This window comes from Mycobacterium sp. NGS69 (assembly GCF_059812165.1).
Genome location: NZ_JCALCD010000008.1, coordinates 193,942 through 212,914 on the forward strand (window position 1 = coordinate 193,942; position 18,973 = coordinate 212,914).

17 protein-coding genes and 3 pseudogenes are annotated in these 18,973 nt (G+C 61.1%); 10 read left to right on the forward strand and 10 right to left on the reverse strand.

What is annotated here, in order from left to right:
• Positions 1–114 precede the first annotated feature (114 nt).
• The gene (locus AC5Y2S_RS23540) at positions 115–552 is read left to right on the forward strand and encodes a lipoprotein LpqH (protein ID WP_499882105.1); all 438 of its coding nucleotides are present in this window, start codon (positions 115–117) and stop codon (positions 550–552) included.
• Between the two features lie 104 nt (positions 553–656).
• Here the strand turns inward: AC5Y2S_RS23540 and AC5Y2S_RS23545 are convergent, their stop codons facing one another.
• Positions 657–1,022 (reverse strand): DUF732 domain-containing protein, encoded by a 366-nt coding sequence (locus tag AC5Y2S_RS23545; protein WP_499882106.1) that lies wholly within the window; start codon positions 1,020–1,022, stop codon positions 657–659.
• A gap of 175 nt (positions 1,023–1,197) precedes the next feature.
• On the opposite strand from AC5Y2S_RS23545, the gene AC5Y2S_RS23550 reads away from it, so the two are divergent.
• A complete protein-coding gene (locus AC5Y2S_RS23550; protein WP_499882208.1) occupies positions 1,198–1,791 on the forward strand; it encodes a CAP domain-containing protein in 594 nt (197 codons plus the stop codon).
• A gap of 124 nt (positions 1,792–1,915) precedes the next feature.
• Positions 1,916–2,665: an alpha/beta fold hydrolase gene (locus tag AC5Y2S_RS23555; RefSeq protein ID WP_067919772.1), complete on the forward strand. Its 750-nt coding sequence runs from the start codon at positions 1,916–1,918 to the stop codon at positions 2,663–2,665.
• A gap of 382 nt (positions 2,666–3,047) precedes the next feature.
• Here the strand turns inward: AC5Y2S_RS23555 and AC5Y2S_RS23560 are convergent, their stop codons facing one another.
• From AC5Y2S_RS23560 to AC5Y2S_RS23570, 3 genes are all read right to left on the reverse strand, one after another.
• A complete protein-coding gene (locus AC5Y2S_RS23560; RefSeq protein WP_499882107.1) occupies positions 3,048–3,899 on the reverse strand; it encodes an acyl-CoA thioesterase in 852 nt (283 codons plus the stop codon).
• A 568-nt stretch (positions 3,900–4,467) separates the two neighbouring features.
• A complete protein-coding gene (locus tag AC5Y2S_RS23565) occupies positions 4,468–5,679 on the reverse strand; it encodes a CaiB/BaiF CoA transferase family protein (RefSeq protein WP_499882108.1) in 1,212 nt (403 codons plus the stop codon).
• Positions 5,676–7,172 (reverse strand): aldehyde dehydrogenase family protein, encoded by a 1,497-nt coding sequence (locus AC5Y2S_RS23570; RefSeq protein WP_499882109.1) that lies wholly within the window; start codon positions 7,170–7,172, stop codon positions 5,676–5,678. Before AC5Y2S_RS23570 ends, AC5Y2S_RS23565 begins: the two co-directional genes overlap by 4 nt.
• Before the next feature lie 168 nt (positions 7,173–7,340).
• Between AC5Y2S_RS23570 and AC5Y2S_RS23575 the strand changes: the two genes are divergently transcribed.
• Positions 7,341–8,822 carry a class I adenylate-forming enzyme family protein gene (locus AC5Y2S_RS23575; protein ID WP_499882110.1) on the forward strand — a complete coding sequence of 494 codons (1,482 nt, stop codon included), beginning with the start codon at positions 7,341–7,343 and terminating at the stop codon, positions 8,820–8,822.
• Between the two features lie 22 nt (positions 8,823–8,844).
• Here AC5Y2S_RS23575 and AC5Y2S_RS23580 read toward each other — a convergent pair whose 3' ends face one another.
• The 4 genes from AC5Y2S_RS23580 to AC5Y2S_RS23595 are packed head-to-tail and all read right to left on the reverse strand — an operon-like array spanning position 8,845 to position 12,266.
• Complete coding sequence (locus AC5Y2S_RS23580) at positions 8,845–9,651, reverse strand: NAD(P)-dependent oxidoreductase (RefSeq protein WP_499882111.1); 807 nt, start codon at positions 9,649–9,651, stop codon at positions 8,845–8,847.
• A gap of 1 nt (position 9,652) precedes the next feature.
• Positions 9,653–10,876, reverse strand: coding sequence for a cytochrome P450 (locus tag AC5Y2S_RS23585; protein ID WP_499882112.1), 1,224 nt, complete (start codon positions 10,874–10,876; stop codon positions 9,653–9,655).
• Complete coding sequence (locus AC5Y2S_RS23590) at positions 10,876–11,148, reverse strand: ferredoxin (RefSeq protein WP_499882113.1); 273 nt, start codon at positions 11,146–11,148, stop codon at positions 10,876–10,878. Before AC5Y2S_RS23590 ends, AC5Y2S_RS23585 begins: the two co-directional genes overlap by 1 nt.
• Positions 11,079–12,266, reverse strand: a complete 1,188-nt coding sequence (locus AC5Y2S_RS23595) for an amidohydrolase family protein (RefSeq protein ID WP_499882114.1) — start codon at positions 12,264–12,266, stop codon at positions 11,079–11,081. The genes AC5Y2S_RS23590 and AC5Y2S_RS23595 overlap by 70 nt, the downstream gene beginning before the upstream one ends.
• Before the next feature lie 227 nt (positions 12,267–12,493).
• Between AC5Y2S_RS23595 and AC5Y2S_RS23600 the strand changes: the two are divergent.
• Positions 12,494–12,810 (forward strand): annotated as a pseudogene (locus AC5Y2S_RS23600) (NAD-dependent epimerase/dehydratase family protein); the annotation flags it as partial.
• Between the two features lies 1 nt (position 12,811).
• On the opposite strand, the pseudogene AC5Y2S_RS23605 reads toward AC5Y2S_RS23600, so the two are convergent.
• Positions 12,812–14,153 (reverse strand): annotated as a pseudogene (locus AC5Y2S_RS23605) (SDR family oxidoreductase); the annotation flags it as partial.
• A gap of 172 nt (positions 14,154–14,325) precedes the next feature.
• On the opposite strand from AC5Y2S_RS23605, the gene AC5Y2S_RS23610 reads away from it, so the two are divergent.
• On the forward strand, positions 14,326–14,871 hold the full coding sequence (locus AC5Y2S_RS23610; RefSeq protein ID WP_499958702.1) for a TetR family transcriptional regulator: 546 nt from the start codon (positions 14,326–14,328) through the stop codon (positions 14,869–14,871).
• A 269-nt stretch (positions 14,872–15,140) separates the two neighbouring features.
• Positions 15,141–15,266 (forward strand): hypothetical protein, encoded by a 126-nt coding sequence (locus tag AC5Y2S_RS23615; RefSeq protein WP_499958703.1) that lies wholly within the window; start codon positions 15,141–15,143, stop codon positions 15,264–15,266.
• Here the strand turns inward: AC5Y2S_RS23615 and AC5Y2S_RS23620 are convergent.
• Positions 15,253–15,642, reverse strand: a pseudogene (locus tag AC5Y2S_RS23620) (MMPL family transporter); the annotation flags it as partial. The gene AC5Y2S_RS23615 and the pseudogene AC5Y2S_RS23620 sit on opposite strands and share 14 nt — an antisense overlap.
• Before the next feature lie 929 nt (positions 15,643–16,571).
• Between AC5Y2S_RS23620 and AC5Y2S_RS23625 the strand changes: the two are divergent.
• From AC5Y2S_RS23625 to AC5Y2S_RS23635, 3 genes are all read left to right on the forward strand, one after another.
• Positions 16,572–17,000 (forward strand): hypothetical protein, encoded by a 429-nt coding sequence (locus AC5Y2S_RS23625; RefSeq protein WP_499882116.1) that lies wholly within the window; start codon positions 16,572–16,574, stop codon positions 16,998–17,000.
• Positions 16,987–17,331 (forward strand): pyridoxamine 5'-phosphate oxidase family protein, encoded by a 345-nt coding sequence (locus AC5Y2S_RS23630; RefSeq protein WP_499882117.1) that lies wholly within the window; start codon positions 16,987–16,989, stop codon positions 17,329–17,331. The genes AC5Y2S_RS23625 and AC5Y2S_RS23630 overlap by 14 nt, the downstream gene beginning before the upstream one ends.
• A gap of 805 nt (positions 17,332–18,136) precedes the next feature.
• The gene (locus tag AC5Y2S_RS23635) at positions 18,137–18,964 is read left to right on the forward strand and encodes a mycofactocin-coupled SDR family oxidoreductase (RefSeq protein ID WP_499882209.1); all 828 of its coding nucleotides are present in this window, start codon (positions 18,137–18,139) and stop codon (positions 18,962–18,964) included.
• Positions 18,965–18,973: the final 9 nt, after the last annotated feature.

Here is an 18,973-nt window from a genome sequence, read left to right on the forward strand (position 1 = left end):
CCATCACCGCGGTTTGTCGAGCAAGTGGCCGTCGGGCGGCCGTGACGGTGGCACATGTCGTTTGGCGCGAGGTACGCGGCATTGCCGATCGAAACCTACTGAGGTGGGCTTGTGTTGAAGTCGTTCATCCACGCGTCCGCTGCCGGTGTGATCGCGGCAGGCCTCGCGGCGTGCTCGTCGACGCCCGTCAATCCATCTTCGTCAGGGCGACTACCGGCAGGAACCGCGCAGGTGACGATCAACAATCGGACTCTCCCCGAGACCCGCTCAGTCCAGTGCATTCTGCTCGGTTCGCTAACGACGATCGCCACCGGCAACCCGGCCGTGGGCGTTAACGCATTCGTTTCCAACAAGGATGCGCTCGCTGCTAACTCCGTCAGCATCAACGACTTGGGCGGATTCACTGGCAGTTATGAGGCCGGCCTCGGCGGCAGGGCCGACGTGACCATGAACGATCAGACGTACACGATCCGTGGCAGTGCGGACGGGTTCAACACAGATAACCCCGGCCAGAGGACAACCGGCACCTTCACGATCAGAGTCGCCTGTTAGCGGCTATCTGAAACCCCGTTGGTACCTGCGAGACATGCCTTCCGCCACAACGTTTCGGGGGCGGCGCCGTTTTGTCCGGCAGGTGCCGCGATGCACACCGGGCATCAGCCTGGCGGTGGCAGGTAGTTCCCAGCGGAATTCCGCAGCGACCAAATGAGGCTGGGGCACAGTTCCTGGGCGGCCTGGCCTATCAGATACGTCGCCTGATACTCGCCGGAGTTGTTGAAGTCGGCTTTGACGTCACGCGCGATGCTGGCGTAGCTGTCACCTCGGGTGATCTTGTCGCAGATTCCGTGACCGTAGGCCAGGGCCGCATCGGCGTTGGCGAAGCCGTACCCAGGCCGAACAGTTACGTTTAGCAGGTACGCGACCGCGTCCGCGTCTGCAGCTGGGGCTGTTGCCACCGCGACAACGCTTGAAGCAACGAACGTAGCGACGGCGAGCTTAGCCCTAGTTTTCCCTTGCTTCATGACCGTCAAAGCGTAATATATCTATCTAATTTCTCCTAGTACCATTCCAAACCGCGACGTGTACACGGCGTTGCGCTCAGCTGGGGGTTCTGCGATGACGGCTCAGACAAGCAGGAGCCTGTACACGCGCTATCGGCCGTTGCCTTTGCCCGTCCTTCTGATCGCCGCCACCCTGCTGGCCAGCCCCACCGCGCACGCCGATAATGACAACAACACGCTCATACCGAACAACAAACGATTCAACGACGGTGTCCTCGCCAACGTTTTCACAGTGCAGCACCATGCAGGCTGCACCAATGACGTCAGGCCCAACAAGCAACTGCAACTCGCAGCGCAGCGTCACGCCGAGGATCTGCTGAACAACCGCGCCCTCGATGGTGATACCGGCTCGGACGGATCAAACCCACAAGATCGCGCCAATACGGCCGGCTACCAAGGTCAGGTGAGCGAAACGGTGGCCATCAATCAGTCCATAGCAATCAGCGGCGTCGATCTGATCAACCGGTGGTATTACAACCCAGATGATCTGGCCATCATGTCCAACTGCGCCAACAGCCAAATGGGAGTTTGGTCGCTAAACAATCCAGGTCGTACCGTTGTCGTCGCCGTTTACGGCAAGCCAGCGCAGCCAGTCAACACCGAAGGCGAGAACATTCCGCCCGATCCCAGCCCCGACTATGACGCCAGCGACGAGCTCGAATTTGGCTTCAACTGGTTCCCCTGGATTCTCAGGGGCGTGTACCCGCCGCCTGGAAATCCACCGCAATAAGCAAGGCTCACACGTAATGATCAACACAGTCGGCTTCATTGGAGCGGGTCAGACGGGTGAGCCCGTCGTGCTGCGCCTGCTCGACGCCAACGGGCGCGCTATGCGGTTCCGCTGAGGACTTCAGATGCCGCTACCCGATCTGGTTCTCGTCCATGGTGGAGCGCATGCTGGCGACTGCTGGGATCTGACGGTCTCGGAATTGCGCCGCCAGGAACCAAAACTCCGCATCCTCGCGGTGGACCTTCCCGGTCGCGGCTCGAAGCCAGGTGACCTGACCGCAGCCACCATCGGCGCCTGGGTGGACTCCGTGGTCGCCGATATCGATGATGCGGGTTTTGGCGAAATCGTCATCGCTGGCCACTCGATGGCGGGGGTGACGGTACCCGGGGTGGTGGCCAGGCTGGGCTCTGCGCGCGTCCGTGAGATGGTTCTGGCGGCGGCGTTCGTGCCGCGTCAGGGCGAAGCGATCACGGACACGCTCGACGGTCCAATGGCATGGTTCGCTCGACGCGGCGTGGGGAAGCGAAAAGCGATGAAAATACCGGCTTTCCTTGCGCGCTATGCGTTCTGCAATGAGATGACCGAGAAGCAACGCCGGTTCATGATGGCACGGCTCTACCCCGAAACGATATCGATCGCGACTGAACCGGTGGACCGTAGTGACTTTCCGGCGAACGTATCCCGCACCTGGATCCTCACTACCCGCGATCGCGCGCTTTCCATCGCGTCCCAACGGCGAAGTATCGACGCCCTGGGCGGGGTCCACACCATCGTCGAGGTCGACTCATGCCATGACATGATGATCAGCCATCCGAATCGCACAGCGCAGGTCCTTCTCGACCGCTGCCGCCGATACGATGCCTCGGTCGGGTGAACGCGTGTACTTCAGATCGAGCCCCGCAGGCTTGGCAGCACCGACTTTTGACTCGTGCTGGCGGCCGCGGTTGACCTGCCCCACCCGACGTACTTCGTTCCGCGGGGACGATTTGCATCAATGGAGCAGGCCACAGCCCTCAGGTTGAACCGCAGCGCGCAGTCCCGACGCCTGACGCGGAATGTAGGAGACAGCCGACGGCCCTTCAGCGTATGAATGCCACTTTGGGTCAGACGGCTTGACGATCTCGTCACCGATACACCAGACATCCATTTCCAGATCGTCGACGTAACGTACCGCGGAATAAGCTCACCCCACTTCGGCGGCATCCGCGAGGTCCAATTATCCGGCGGCTCACACAGATGACCGTCTGCGTCGATGATCATCTGTTGTTCCTCCAATTGTGTTGACCTGACCATTCTCGAATGAGACCCACTTGCGTCGCAGAGGCAACGTGGTTGCCGCGCTCGTCGAAGAATCCGCCGACGCAGAACGCCCTGCCTTCCGAGGCACTCGGCGACAAATGATCGAAGCGCAACCACTGATCAATGCGGAAGGGGCGGTGAAACCACACAGAGTGATCGAGGGTGAACGTCTGAACGTCGTTGTGGGGCCCGATCTCGTGGGGGCTGAAGGAGCTCCTCAACAAAGTCAGGTCAGCGACACATATGGCGATGGCACTGTGGACCGCTTGAGGACCTTCGAAAGGTGTCGACGTTCGCACCCAGAGGCGCGGCAGCGTACCCTTGCCCGTTGTCGTAAGCGGCTTGCGCCCCTTCGAATCCGGGCACCAGTCGACGTCCAGAGAAGACCATCGTCGATAGAATTCCGCCCAATCATCGGGAAAGGGACGCATGGCCGCGCCGGCCTTTGGCGGGCCGTCGACCGCTTCGGCAGCCAGTTGATGCTCGGGCCCAGTTTCCGGAGCGTGGAACGAGGCCTGCATGGAAAGGAGCTGCTGACCCTGCTGCTCGGCTATGACGTGCCGGTCGGAGAACGAGCGTGAGTCGCGCAAGCGTTCGACGCGGAAGTCGATCGGCGGCCCGATCAGCCCCGCGGAGAGAAAGTGCGACTGAACAGAGTGTGGGAGGCGTTTTTCCTCGACGGTCTTGGCCGCTGCCATCAGCGCCTGGCCTGCCAGCTGCCCGCCGAAGACCCGGGGCATACCGATATCGGGCGTGGTCCCTCGGTAGAAGTCGCTTGCGACGAATCGGACGTCGAGCAGGTCGATCAAGGATGCGACACTGGCGACCATCAACAGCCCTCTTGGAGCGGGCTGCGACTTCCGACCGGCGTCCGCGATGTCTTGCGCTCGTGTGCAAGTCGCAATACCGCGGCGGCTTGTTCGGCTGGGATGAGGGCGAGGACCCCGCAAAGGTTCGACAGCGGTGTCTTCTTGACCCGGCGAACGGACGCGACCGCGCTTTTGCTGGGCGTGCCTCGTGTCTGGGTACGCAGAGCTGCCATGGCAATCCCTGTCTATCTAGGCCATTCTTCTGGGCCGTGACTGCCCGAGAATTTCCGTCCGCTTCCCGGTGACCATTTCGCGATACAAATCTACTATAGAGCAGAAATTCGAGTACGCCGGCGCGCTCTAAATCAAGGACCGAGGCACTGCAGGCTGCTGTGACACTTCACACGCAGCACCACGGGCCTGGCACAATCGCCAAGCACGCGAACGGCTTTCGTCAAGTCCTTGTTCGCGCCCTTCGCTTCGACCGTTACCGAACACATCCACCTTCTTGGGAGGGCCCCGCGCTGGGCGCGATACCGTCGATGAGGCAGCGACGCGGAGTAGGCGCCTACAGCAAGACCGACTTGACCTTGAGATCGATAACCTGGTCTTCGTCATAGCCGAGTTCGGACATTACTTCATCGGTGTGCTCACCGTGTCCTGGTGCGCACCTCAGTGATAACGGCGTCTCGTCGAACTGAACTGGACTGCCGGCCAAGGCGAATTCGTTGCCGTTGGTGTCAGTAGTGCGGGGCAGGTATCCGTTTGCGATCACCTGAGGGTCGTCGTGGATCTCGCGCGCGGTACGCATCACGTCCCACACGCCCTCGAACCCGGCGAATGACTTTTCCCAATGCGCGAGATCTTGCGCTGCGAAGACCGCCCGTAACTCGGCGATGCACTCCTTGCGATTCTCGAAACGCACGGGCGCAGTGGCGAATCGCTCGTCTGAAATCAAGTCCGGGCGACCCAGGCGTGTACAGAAATCAGACCAGAACCGATCAGCCTGAAGAAGTACAAAAGCGATGAACCGGCCGTCGCGCGTCTTGTAGATGTTGACAGCCGGGTTGGGCATCTCATCTGGCTGGAAATTGGGACGGTCCTGACCGGTGATGCCCGCGCCGACGATGTCGGGTCCGAGTTGCCACACGGCGGCGCTGAGCAGCGAGACGTCGACAATGGACGGTTCACCTGTTCGCTCGCGCTTCACCAAGGCCCCGGCGATGCCTGCGGCGATTGACAGGCCGCCATATACGTCACCGAACGCGGGCAGCTGAAGCGGTGGATAGGATCCGTCGCCGGCCGCGAACCCCATGCCAATCCCTCCGCGAGCCCAATACGCCGCAAGGTCGAAGCCACCATGCGTTGCTGCTTCTCCCCTGGTGCCGTAGCCGTGGCCGCGGGCATAAATGATCTTGGGGTTCCGCGCACGCACCTGGCCGACGTCGATTCCCATGCGCTGCCGAGAATCCGGCAGCAGGTTGGTGAGGAACACGTCGGCCGTTTCGATCAACTTCATCAACACCTCCAGGCCGTCTGGACTGGAGGTGTCCAGACCGATGCTGCGTTTGCCGCGGTTCGGCTGTTCGATGAAGTGGTTGACGCCGCCCGCGCCGGCGACAACTCCCGAATTGACTAGTCCGCGTTGCGGATCTCCGGTTTCGGGGTGTTCGATCTTGATGACGTCGGCACCCCAGTCGGCCAGCACGGCACCAGCAGCCGGAACGAAGGTCCATGCGGCGAGTTCGACGATGCGAATACCGTTGAGTACATCGGTCATGCGCTGGTGTATCCAATCGTCTTGGTTTGAAGATGCTGCTCGAAGCCTTCGTGACCGTTTTGCCTGCCGAGTCCGCTCATCTTGTAGCCGCCGAACGGTGCGTCGGCGCCGTAGAACATGGCGCCGTTGAGATTCAAAGTGCCGGTGCGGATTCGGCGGGCCACCGCCATGGCGCGGTCGGGCGATCCCATTACCGCCCCCGACAGACCGTAGGTCGAATTGTTCGCCAGCTCGACCAGGCCATCGTCACCATTGTCATAAGGCGTAATCGTGATAACCGGCCCAAAGATCTCCTCCTGGAACAGACGATGATTTGGGTCCACATCGGCGAAAACGGTCGGCGCTACGAAGTAGCCGCGATCGAGTTCCTGCGGCTTGCCGCCGCCGACTGTCACCCGCCCCCCTTGCTGCCTGCCGATCTCGATGTAATTCAACACGCGGTCACGTTGCTTGGCCGACACCAACGGACCGCAGAAGGTGGCAGGATCGGTAGGGTCGCCGACCGGAACCGCCGCATAGGTCGCAGTGGCAACTTCCACGGCCTGGTCGTACACCCGGCGGGGAACGAGCATTCTGGTAGTCAACCCACAGCCCTGACCCGAATGGATTAGCGCACCCATGCATCCCGGCAAGACGGTATCCATGTCGGCGTCGTCGAGCACCATGTATGCCGACTTGCCTCCTAGTTCGAGCAGAGTGCGCTTCATGGTCTCGGCGGACAGTCTTTGAATCAACTTGCCGACCGCCGTCGAGCCGGTGAAGGAAACCATGTCCACGCGCGGGTCGGTGGCGAGCAGCTGCGCGACGTCGTTGTCGGACGTTGGAACGACATTGAACACACCCGCTGGGATGTCGGTCTTCTCCGCGACGATGCGGCCCCAGCGCAGCCCGCTCCATGGCGTCTCGATCGCCGGTTTGAGCACCATGGTGTTGCCGGTCGCGAGGATCTGCGCCACCTTGTTGCTGATGATCTCGAACGGAAAGTTCCACGGCGTGATAGCCCCGACGACGCCGACAGCTTCTTTGACGACCTTTCGGTGATACGGCGCGCCCAGCAGTGCACCGTCGGGAAGTGCCCGCTCCCAGGGAAACTCCGAGATGTACTGGGCCGGCCACCGAACGGCGTCAGCGATCGGCCACTCCAGCTGCGGAATATATGTTGAAGACAGCGGCGCACCCACCTCGGCGACGAGCTCGGCGCGGATGTCCTCTTTTTCCTGCTGAAGGGCTTCGTGGAGTTGCATCAGGCAGTGCTGACGGAACTCGTGATTGGTCGACCAGTCGGTTGTGCCGAGCGCACGCCGCGCTGCAGCGATTGCCAACTGCATATCCTCTGCGCCGGCGTCGGTCGCCACGCCCAGCACCTCTTCGGTGGCTGGATTGATGTTGTCGGCAGTCCTTCCGGTCAACGAGTCCCGCAACGTGCCGTCGATGTACAAGCGGGTTTCGGCATTGAACGGAACGGTCGGAGTGGCAACCGACGAAGTCGTCATGGAATGTCCTCTCGCGGGGCCGGGGTATCCTGCATCAGTGTACGTCATAATAGCTAACTGTTTAGCTAATTTGCGGCCACCGGATCGTCTCGTAGGGAATGCCGGCTTACTATTCTAGCTACGTACCGATTCTGTCACTAAGTTGATTTGCCCTACGGAGGGACGCACGTGGCCCCAGGCACGGTCGTCGAACAGCTTGAATCTGGTGCACTGGAGCGCCCAGACAGCCCCCTTCTGCTCGAACCCACCGGCGCAGCACTGACCATCGCTGAGGTGTCCTACCTGTCCGCTGCGGCCGCACGCTGGCTGGCCGTACACGGCATCAATAGCACCATGACCGTCGCTTGGCAGCTACCCAGTCACTGCGCTGCCGCAGTTCTGATGCTGGCGCTCTCGCGAAGCGTGTCCGTCCAGGTCCCAGTGCTGCATTTGTTCCGACAGCGTGAGGTAGCTGCCGCCCTCGAAATTGCCGGCGCCGACGTGCTGATCGTTGACGAGACCACGCAGCACAACGCACCACCGGACACACCCGTGATTTGCCTGCCCTCCAATTTCCTCGACGTCCTTCGGGCCATGCCCGATGACCAGCCATCAGAGACTGCAGTGAACTTCCGTTCGGACTGCCCGCGATGGGTCTTCTTCACGTCCGGAACGAGCGGGCGCCCGAAAGGGGTGCGACACAGCGACAAGTCGATTTTGACCGCGGCGCGCGGCTACGTGAGGTATCTCGGGCTGGGATCCGCGCCCGACGATGTTGGCACCATCAACTTTCCCATCGCACACGTCGGCGGCATCTTCTATGTCTCGTGCGCCCTTATCGGGAAGTTCTCGGTGCTGTTGCTGCCGCGGATCGGACCGGACATCGCCGCAGTGCTCGCAGCCAATCGAGTGACGTTCACTGGCTCGAGTACGGCGTTTTACCAGATGCTGCTCTCCGCACAACTCTCCTCGGGCAGTGATGCACCCGTCATTCCAACGCTTCGCATGCTGATCGGCGGCGGTGCGCCCTGCCCGCCAGAGCTGCACGAAAAGGTCCGGCGCGTACTCGGGGTGCCGGTGCTGCATGGATACGGCATGACGGAGGCCCCCGCCGTTACCGCCAGCCCGGCGTCGGACACCTTTGAGCAGCGGTCGCACAGCGCGGGCCGCGCGGTTCCCGGTGCCGAAGTCCGTATCGCGGAGTCGGGAGAGGTCGAAGTGCGCGGCGATGTCCTGACACCCGGCTACGTCGACGATGGGGAATGGGCCGCATCTCTCACGCCCGACGGCTGGCTCCGAACCGGGGACACGGGATACCTGCGGACCGACGGCCGGCTGGTGGTCACCGGTCGGATGAAGGATCTGATCATTCGCAAGGGTGAGAACATTGCTCCCGCCGAGATCGAGAACGAACTGCTCGCGCATCCGCGCATCGACACCGTCGCCGTACTCGGCCTTCCCGACGAGGCACGTGGCGAGCTGGTCTGCGCGGTCGTCCAACGGTCGCCCGGGCATCGCGATGTCACGCTCGAAGAGATATGCCGTTTCCTTGATGAACGGGGCTTGATGAAGCAGAAGTGGCCCGAGCGGTTGTACATACTCGATGCGTTTCCACTCACCGGTTTGGGCAAGGTGGCGAAGCGTGAACTTGCTAAGCAGCTGACGACGTGAAGGGCCGACACCCGAAGCGACATCACGTCACGGCCAGTGGTCCTTCTTCCGCGACGCCACGCACGAAGTCGATCGACACACCCATCTCTTCGGCCAGCGCGATCGCTGTCGCGACGTCCTTGCGTAGGTATGGCGTCACGCGGCCCTCGAAAGGAGCAACGCCGCCGACCTGCCGCACTCGCTGAAGGGCCGCGCTACTACCGCTACACGCGCTCAACGCGGCGAGTAACGACTGCTCGTTCAAGCCCAGCGCTGTCCCGGCCGCAGCAGTACCCGCCAGCAATTGCGAATTTGCAGCGAACAAAAGGTTATTGAGCAGCTTGACCAGCAACGCGCTTCCCAACGCACCGGTCGGGATAATTGGGTCGGCGTAAGCGCTCAACACGTCACGCGCCGTGTCGACCGCGCCGTCCTCCCCGCCCAGGAGGACAGTTAGCCTACCTTGGAGAATGTCTTCCGAGTCTCCGCTGATCGGCCCGTCGACCACCCCAAGCTGCGGTGCGGACCGAGCGATGTCGGCGACGAGCGCCGGACTACCCGTCGTATGCGAAACGACGATCGCACCCTCGGGCAGATGAGCAAGGAAACCTTCCTCGCCAAAAGCCGTTTCACGCAGCTGCAGGTCAGAAAACAGACACAGAATCAACACGTCACTGGCTCGCGCGAGCTCCTTGAGGGAACCGGCCAAACGGGCCCCACGCGCGACATGGGGTTCACACACCTCGGGTCGGCGCGCGAAGAGAACGACTTCGTGCTGACCGCGATCGAGCAGCCGCGACACCATCGGCGCACCCATTTGGCCGACGCCGAAGAAACCGACTCGTGACATCTCATGGCCCCGAATTGGATTCGAGACGACGACCCGGCGTGAAACGGATGGGCAAATGGCGGACAGCGTAGACCTCACCAGCGTCCTCGAACCGCACGATCTCGCCGTCGACCGCGAAATCGGGTAGACGGGTGAGGATTTCGGAGATCATCTCCTGGAACATCACCCGGGCGAAGTTGGAGCCCAGACAACGGTGAACGCCGAGGCTGAACGCGAGGTGGCGGTTCGGTGATCGGGTCAGATCGATTTCCTCGGGGTGGTCGAACACCTTCGGATCGCGGTTTCCCGAGGCGAACATCAACATGACCCGGTCTCCAGCACGCAGCTTCTGACCGTGAAATTCGCAGTCCCGTTTGACGATTCGATAGAGCCCCTGCGTGGGAGTGTCGTGCCGGAGGAACTCCTCGGTCGCAGCATCGAGAAGCTCGGGATCGTCAATCAACTGCTGACGCAATGCCGGATCTTCGTCGAGCCGAACCAGCGCATTTCCGGTCAGTCCGCTCGTCGTGTCCATGCCGGCAAGCAGCAGGAGGAAGATGTACCCGATCAGCTGCTCCTCGGTGAGCGGCGCGCCGTCGACTTCGGCTTGCAGGATGACACTGATCAAGTCGTCGCAGAAACCGTTGGTCCGCCGATCCTCCATCGCGGTCACGATGGCGCCGTAAATATTCATGACGCCGCTGCTGGCCCGCTCGGGGTCGTGCGAGCGGTCGTGAATGGTGGAATGGATCCAGTGCACCCATTCCGGCCAACGGCTGTCGTCCAAACCCAACATCTGCAGGATCCAGCGCGCTGGCAGTGGGGTGGTCAGCTGTTGGACGATGTCGGCTCGGCCGGTCTCGATGAAGTCGTCGACCAACTCCACCGCTAACTGGCGAATTCGCGGCCTCCAATGCTGGGCAGCGCCCGGGGAGAAGCGCGACAAGACGATACGGCGGCATGCGCCGTGCAGCGGCGGATCAATGTCGATGGGAATCAACGGATCCGGGGACAGCGGCGGGACGGCTTTCTCCACGCCGTTGCCGAACAACTCGGCGTCCTGCGCGGCGTCGACGATCGCGTCGTACCCGAGAAACAGCCAGAACCCATCCCATGCGGTCGAGTGCAGAACCGGGCAACGATCGCGAAACTCAGAGTAGATCGCGAAATTGTTCTCCCGGAAGTACTCCGAATGGTGGTCGAGGTGGGTCGAGGACTTCTCGGTGCCTGAGTCGATAGTCGTCATCACACGTCCTTGAGGTCGTCGATCTTGATCGCCCGCTCGGGACATTCCTGTTCGGCTCTTCGGATCAAATCTTCGTTCTCTACGGCGATTCCGTCGTGGCTTGTGACCGCTCGGTCCTCGAGGTCGAGGAATTCGAAGGCGTTGGGCGCTATCGTCAAGCAGCGTGCATGTCCTCGACATCGCTGCGGGTCCACCTCGACCCTCATTGTTGCTGGGCCGTCCTCGGGAAGTTGAGCATGCGCCGCGCGTTGTCCTCGACGATGAGCGCACATTCGTCATCGGGCACCGTGGCGAGCACTTCGGCCGCACGCTTGCGCGAGTTGGGCCAGTTCGAATCCGAGTGCGGGAAGTCGATCTCCAAGGTGATGCGGTCAACGCCGATCGCATGGCGGTTGGCCAATCCGTGCTCATCATCGATAAAGCAGCCCCAGAAGTGGGAACGGAAGAGATCAGAAGGTCGTGCGTCAAAATCGATCGGCTGATAGTAGCGGTGACGCTCCCACACATAGTCCGTGCGCTCCAAAATGTAAGGCAACCAACCGATACCACCCTCGGATAACGAGATCTGAAGGTTCGGAAACTTCTGCAGCTTGCCGGAGAACAGCAGGTCGACGGTCGACCACATGAGATTGGTCGCAAACAGCGCAATAGCCACCGCGAAGGGCGCCGTGACCTCCTGTTTGGCCAAATCGGCCTGCGAGGCGCTGATCCCCGAGAACGAGAATCCAGGTACGTATCCGCCCGACCCGAAATGCAGTGACAAGGGCATTCCTGCGTCCGAACAGACCTGCCACAGATTGTCCCAATGGTCCGAGTGGAACGACGGCAGGCCTAGCGGCACCGGGCTGTCGGGGAATGACACGGTACGCGCCCCCTTCGAGGCCAACCGCTGGGCCTCGACCACGCAGGCATCGACATCCCAGATCGGCAGCAAACCAAGGGGAATGAACCGGTCCGGCGCCGTCGCGCACCACTCGTCGATGTAAAAGTCGTTCCACGCCTTCACGCACAGCAAGGCCAGCTCGCGATCATTGCCGCGGTGAAACGTACCCGCCGCGAATCCCGGGAACGAGGGAAAGCACAACGCCGCCTGCACCCCGTCCAGGTCCATGTCCTTGACCCGGGCCGCGGGGTCGTAGCAGCCTGGAATCATCTCCTCGTAGCGCACCGGATCGGTGCCCCACTCTTTAGGCGGCTTCCCCGCTACCGCGTTCAGCCCGATCGTCGGATACAGCGTGTTGTCGTAGGACCACAGATGCTGGCCGTCAACCTCGACGATCTTGGGTCCGGCCTCCCGATACTTCTCCGGCAGACGGTCTTGCCAAACCCGCGGGTGCTCGATGAGGTGATCATCGACCGACACGATCTGATGGGTGTCTTGTAACGGCATCCGTCGCTCCTTTGCGCCCCTGGCCGAGGTGACTGTGATCGGTTGGCTCCATCTGTAAATCTGTTATCAGCCAGATTCTGTACCAACTTCGAATTTTACCAGTGACCGCGGGTGCGATCAAGGTTCTTGGGCATGTGAATCCACGCATCCCCAGGGCCACGACCGCACCTCTCCTTTCCTCCGCAATTTTCGGTTGACCAGCAGAATCCTGCTCTACGGTTCGTGTCGTGACAGATTCGGGAAGACTGGTGATTGGCGCAACGGATTCCTTGGTTCGCACGTGACACGACAGTTAGACGAGCGCGGCGACAGAGTCCGAGTCATGTTGCGACGCACCAGTTTGACGAAAGCCATCGCCCACCTCAACGTCGACCATTGCTATGGAGATTCTTTCGACGATGCAGCGCTACGCGCCGCCATGGAAGGTGTTGAGGATATCTTCTATTACGTCGTCGACGCACGTGCATGGTTACGTGACACCACGCCACTTTTCCGCACAAACCTCGAGGGACAACGCCATGTCCTGGACTTTGCAGTTGATGCCTAGGCTGTGAGTAGAAGTCCAGCATTGGTAGAAGCGAAGATTGGCGTTGCTGCTCAGGCAGTGCTCGCAGCGCGGTTTCAAAGCGCGCCAACCAGTCTAAATAGCTGTCGATCAACGTGATCCGGTGACCCGCGGCGATCAGCCAGTCGATGTACTGGTCGAGGCCGATGCCGTCGTCGTGCGGGTTGGTGACATGGTAGGTCTCAAAGGTAGGTTCGGGGTTCAATGCCACGTTATAGCCCAAGGACGAAATAGCCTCAGCGACGAAATCGACAGGCAGTCCATCGTAGTGAGCGCGTTGTCGATTACCATTGATATCGTTCTCGTAGAATGACTTTGGCGCTATCCCGGTGCACAGGACAGACAAGATCAGCCGCGTGAACATGTCGGGCAGGTTGAGCTGACCGGCATATCGCGGCTCGGCCAAAATCATCCCGCAACGGAAGATCGATGCCGGCAAGTCGCACTGCTCATGCGCTTCGCGCAGCAGGATCTCCGCGGCCCATTTACTGTTTGTGTAAGTGTAACCGTTGGCATAGTTGGTGTGCAGTGTCCGCAGATGATTGACGAAGCGCACCGGCGTCGACGATCAGATCGACCGTATCCGCCAGCCTGCGCCACGTATCGTTGTCCAGGCCTAGATTCGGCTCCGCCTTGTCGGCGGCAACGGTATAGAGATGGCGTGCGGCCAGTCTTCGAAACTTGGCACCCAACGCCGAATCGCCGTCCGCGAGAATCCGGTCGAGTCGAATTCGCGCCTCAGCGTCGTTATTGGCCCGGGCCAGGCAGATTACCTGGCCGCCGATGAAGCTCATCCTTTCCAACCAGTCAAGCATGAGATAGCGGCCGAGAAACCCGGTTGCGCCGGTGATCAGAACCGCCCGGGGATGCGACGACGATCTGGGTAGTCGTGAGGCAGCCAGCAAGGTGGCCTCGTCGATGAACTTATCGAGCGCGAGCTGGTCTGCTCGAATTTCCGTCGCTGCTACACCGTGAACCGCTGCCGGAGTTGGAGTTAGCTGTTGACCTCCCGCGGCCTGCTCTAAATCAATGTAATTGGCGATCGCCTGCAAGTCGGTAGCCGGGCTGGTAATCACACCGACGGGAACGGTGATGGAGAAGATCGCTTGCAGCAGGTTGGCAAATGTCAACGCGGACAGCGAATCTCCACCGAGATCGACAAAGTGAGCATCGGGTGACAGGTCCGATGACACGGTGCCCAGCAGTGTGGCCGCGGCGCGTGTGACGGTATCGACCGTCGAACGGTCGATGCTGCTGGCCCGCAATGTGCGCAGCCGCTCTGCCTGCTGTCGCTCCAGCGTGTCATAGAGCGCATCGAGTCTTCGGGTCTGCTGACTGCGCGCCGCAATATCGCTGCGGGCCCTCACGGATATTACCGTGGCGGCCGCTTTGTGTTAGCGCTGTGGCTGTAGTTTCATTGAGTTGATATTGATGGCAGGAGGATGACAGTTGCCCCGTGGGGATCGCTCGCCGCGCGATGAGCACGCGGAGCGCGTGCGCAGCGCACTGCTTGACGCGGCATTGCAGCTCTTCGGTGCGTATGGATATGACGCCACGAGTACCGATGAGATCGCTGAGGCCGCAGGTGTATCCCCCCGGACCTTCTTTCGCTACTTCCCTACCAAGGAATCGGTGCTTTTCTCGGGAGAGTTTGACTTCATCCGCGCGTTCGGCGGTGTCTATCTCGCCCAACCAGACTCGATCTCCGACTTCGAAGCAATGGAGCACTCGTTCGCGCTCCTGGCCCCAGCACTGAAACGCATCCGGAGGCGAATCAGCCAGTACTACGACGCCATAGCATCATCGGCTGTTCTGATGGGCCGCGAACAACAGAATCACGCCGCCAACGTTGACGTGGTCGCGAAAATCGTCGCCCAGCGTCGTGGCCTTCCGGCGCCGGACGAAGAATGCGAGCTACTCGCGTCGGTGGGCATGCTGCTGCTCTCCCGGGCCATCAACCGGTGGCTGGAGACGCGCGGACAGGCCGTCGAGGACCTTATCCGCCAGGAATTCGCGGCGCTGCCTAGCATCCTCAAGTAGCCGATCGCGATTCGCAACGCTCACCGGCCAGATCAGCACGAGGTATCTTCGCGCATCGCTTCGTAGCGAAATCGCAACCAGATCAACGATTTTGGGATCATCAGTTCCCCCAGAGCTGCGGCCGGCTGCCGGTTGCGGCTCGCATCCAGGGCCACGCGAAGCACCAGGTCGCTTGTGATCAACTTGTTGTCATTGCGTTCCGCGCGCTCGATGAGGGCTTCGATGTCGTCGGACGTGCTGCCGGTGTCATGTCGCTGTAAATCGAGACGGTGCCGGCCAGCGACGCCTTCACGGACTCCAACCAGCGCGACCCCGCCTCAGTGGAGGGAATCGAGCACGTCCACGGCATCAAGCAGGCCGTCGCCGAGGCCGTCAAGGGTACCCCGATTGGGTGATGATGAACCGGACCGCCTGACCGTCGGGCGATACGAACATTTCCAGGCCGCGTATGAAGTCGTGGTTTTGGAACACTTCCGGCGGCAGATAGAAGCTGTCGTCGTTTTTGGCCTCGTCGACATAGTTCCCCATCATCGTCGAGCCTGCGGCGCCCTCTTGTATGCGGCGCTGAATGCCTGCCATGGAGGTGTGGGTGGACAGCATGAAGTTACGAATCGACTTCATCGAACCGATGGTCTTTGGTAAATCGGCGAGCAACTGAGGCATCAACAGATCCAGATAGTCGAAATCGGTTGTGATCCCGTTAAATTGGTCGGAAAGCTCGTCGATGCCGTCCAGCGCGTCAAACAGGTATCGCATGCTCCAGCACAACGGAACGGTCTCGGGGTGTGCATCTTGATGACGTCGGGGCCCCAGTCGGCGAGCACGGCGCCAGCGAACTCAGCAAAACGCGTACACGCCATCGCCGTGGCCGCCGACAGGCTCAAAGCGCCTCACCTGAGCTGCTGCGCAGCGTCTGCCGGGAACGACTGGCCGCCTCAGGTGCCCAATGCGGTGCGGCTCCTTGCCCGATTGCCGCGAAGCGAAGCCGGGAATACACGGCGCGCTGGCGTGGCGCATGAGCGTCGCGATCCACCGTGCTTGCGGAGATCGGGAAGGGCCTTCTACTATAATCAGATAAACAAATAGTTATATCGAAGCTGCGCTGGACCTGGCAGCAGTCGGTCGGCCGCTCCTGAAGATTGACATCCACACAATAACCGATTCGTGAAAGCTGCGCCTGTAATGGATTCATATCCGACTGTCGATTCGAGCTCTGGGGCACACGATTGCATCGTCGCCTAGTTGAACCACGCGGGGTGGCCGGTGGCGTCCCCCGTGACTATGGTGTGGCGAGACAGCGCCTGCTGGATAGCGTCGTGTGGCGACCGCCCACGCGTTTCACTGCCTGCGAACGAGCCACGCAGCGCAGCAACGGTGTCCAGCGCCGGCACACCACTGGCACCCGAACCGATGCCCAGCGCCCGAACGATCGCAACACTGCAGGATGACGACGCAACTGCACAGTGGTTCGAACCGGCAAGCTGTGAACCGGTCACGTCAGGGACAAAGCGGCGCATGCGGTGAGCGACACTCGTGGCACAGGATCGCATCGTCAGCGAATTTGCGTTCCCAGTCCCGGAATACCTTCGAATCCGCTCATATCCGCGGATCACGACTCGAGCGCACGCGAAAGCGGACTGCATCGCAACGCACCGTAATTCGGCGCTCCCGATCAACGAGGAGAACGTTGAGGAGACCAAATGACTCTCGGTGACACGGACGGGTGGGTGAATGGCCGGCCAGTGTCGATGTTTCTTTTCCTGAAGCGACCCGATGACACGGTGGTCGGATACCCCATGACCGGCATTCCACGTGACGGAGCCATCGAGTTCACGACCTACCGCAAGGCCGCGAAGGCGCGCTACCTGGCCGAAGACGATCGCGTCTGCGTTGTCATCGTCGAGTACGACGATTCCGCCTCGGGCGTTGCCTTGTGGGGCCGCAGTCGCCCTGTCGATGCAGCCGGGTTCATTCCCCCAACCCCAGGCGCGGGCCCGATTGCCGCACCCGATGGCATAATCGACACCGTTCGCGAGCGATTGGACAGCGGTAAGCGGTTAGTTTTCCGAATCGAAGTCGACCGGTCTCGACCGCCGCGGAGGGTGGCCGCCGCCGATGCCGAAGCGTGATATCCGCATGGGCGCGAAGGAGATCGACGACTTGCTGTCGCGCTGCAAAGTGATGGCAGTCGGCACCGTCGACGCTGATGGCTGGCCGATGGCCACCCTAAGTCATTGTGAGTTCCGCAACGGAGCACTGCTGCTGCGGTTGGATCCAACTGATCCCGTCGCCTTAGGTGCCGTTGCAAGTCAACAGCTGTGCTGTGTCGCCGATGAGCATCCGAGCTATTACGAGATTCGCGGTGTAACAGTGCACGGCAAGCCGATCTTCGTCGACAGAAGCGTTCGTGTCGGCATCGAGCGACGTTGGGGTTTCGATTTCGGAAAACTCCAACGCTAGGCGAAACCGCCGTGGTGGCGGATCGGGGCGAACCACCCGCTCGCGCAGGCACGCACACATCCGGTCGTGTCGGGTCTTCGAACAAACTCATCCACTCATCCCGACTGCGAGTCTTGAACTTCTCAGAGAGCAAAACAGCCATCGCGGGCCATGCATTTCGGCCACTCTGGTTCTCAAAGAGCGGATCATCGGACAGCTTCTTCATCCGCAAGCGGCCGCTGGACGTACCCCGCTACTGGATGCGTAACGTGCGGTTGGCACGCCAAGCGCGCGGGCCATGACCGACCGCAACCCCGATGCCGCCCAACGGTTTCTTCACTCGGAGCGGGCGTCTCGGGCCCTGTAGGCGAATAGAAGGCGGGTCTCGATGTTCCCCTGACTATCAGGCAACTGAACGGCAAGGTGATTGAATCGCCGATGGCAGGCAATTTCGGCACGACGCCAGCAGGAATTCAAAGGCCGACCGGCTTGATCTTGAGATCGATGATCTCGTCTTCGTCGTAGCCGAGTTCGGGGCAGTTCATCAGCGGTGTGCTCACCGTGTCCTGGTGCGCACCTCAGTGATAACGGCGTCCCATCGAACTGAGAAATCTTGTCGCTGTCAGCCATCAAGGCACTCCCTGCTACTCGTCCGAGAGCGAGGACGTCGTGTGCTGATGTGCCGGTTCATAGGCGTCGGGGAAGAAACAGATAAACATTTCTTTATATTCGGGGTAGGCTTCTCATGCGTCGTAAGGCTTCGGCGCTGGTGCATCAGAGGGAGGCATGCGCCTCGATGCGCATCCAGCAGGAAGGAACGCCGATCATGGGTTTGCTCGACGGGCGGGTTGTCTTCATTACCGGCGCGGCGCGCGGTCAGGGCCGTTCGCATGCAGTGACTCTCGCAGAAGAAGGCGCCAACATCGTCGGGGTCGATATCTGCCATGACGTCGACGCGGTGCCGTACAAGTTAGGCACGTGGGAGGACCTTGAAGAGACAGCTCGGCTCGTCGAGAAGACGGGCCAAGGAATGCACTTCCAGTCGGCCGATGTACGCGATAAGGCCGCCCTGCAGGCCGCCTTTGACGCAGGTGTGCGGCAGTTCGGGCATATCGACACGGTGTTGGCCAATGCCGGGATCATCCTCACCAACCCCGACGAGAACGACGCCTCGGAGTCATTGCGGCTGGGTATCGACGTCATGCAAATCGGTGTGTGGAACGCATTCCAGGTGGCGATCCCCCACCTGAAGGACCGGGGCGAAGGCGGACACTTGATCGCCACCAGCTCAATGGCTGCGCTATTGGACATGACCGACGGCGGTGGAGGCTCCGACGCCTATCTGATGGCGAAGGTTGCCATCATTGGACTCGTCCGAGCGTACGCTAATTTGCTTGCCGCGCACCGTATCCGGGTAAATGCTGTGGCGCCTACAAACTGCGCGACGGCGATGGTCCTGGAAAATCCGGCACTGTTCAAGGTCATCGAGCAGACGCCACACATGGCCACGGCGATGCAAACGGCGTTACCGGATTTCCCGTTGATCGAGCCCAAAGACGTCAGCAACGCCATCCTGTTCCTACTGTCTGACCTCGGACGAACGTTCACCGGCAGCCTCCTCAAAGTCGACGCAGGCATGGACATCCGCCGCTAAACGGTGCCC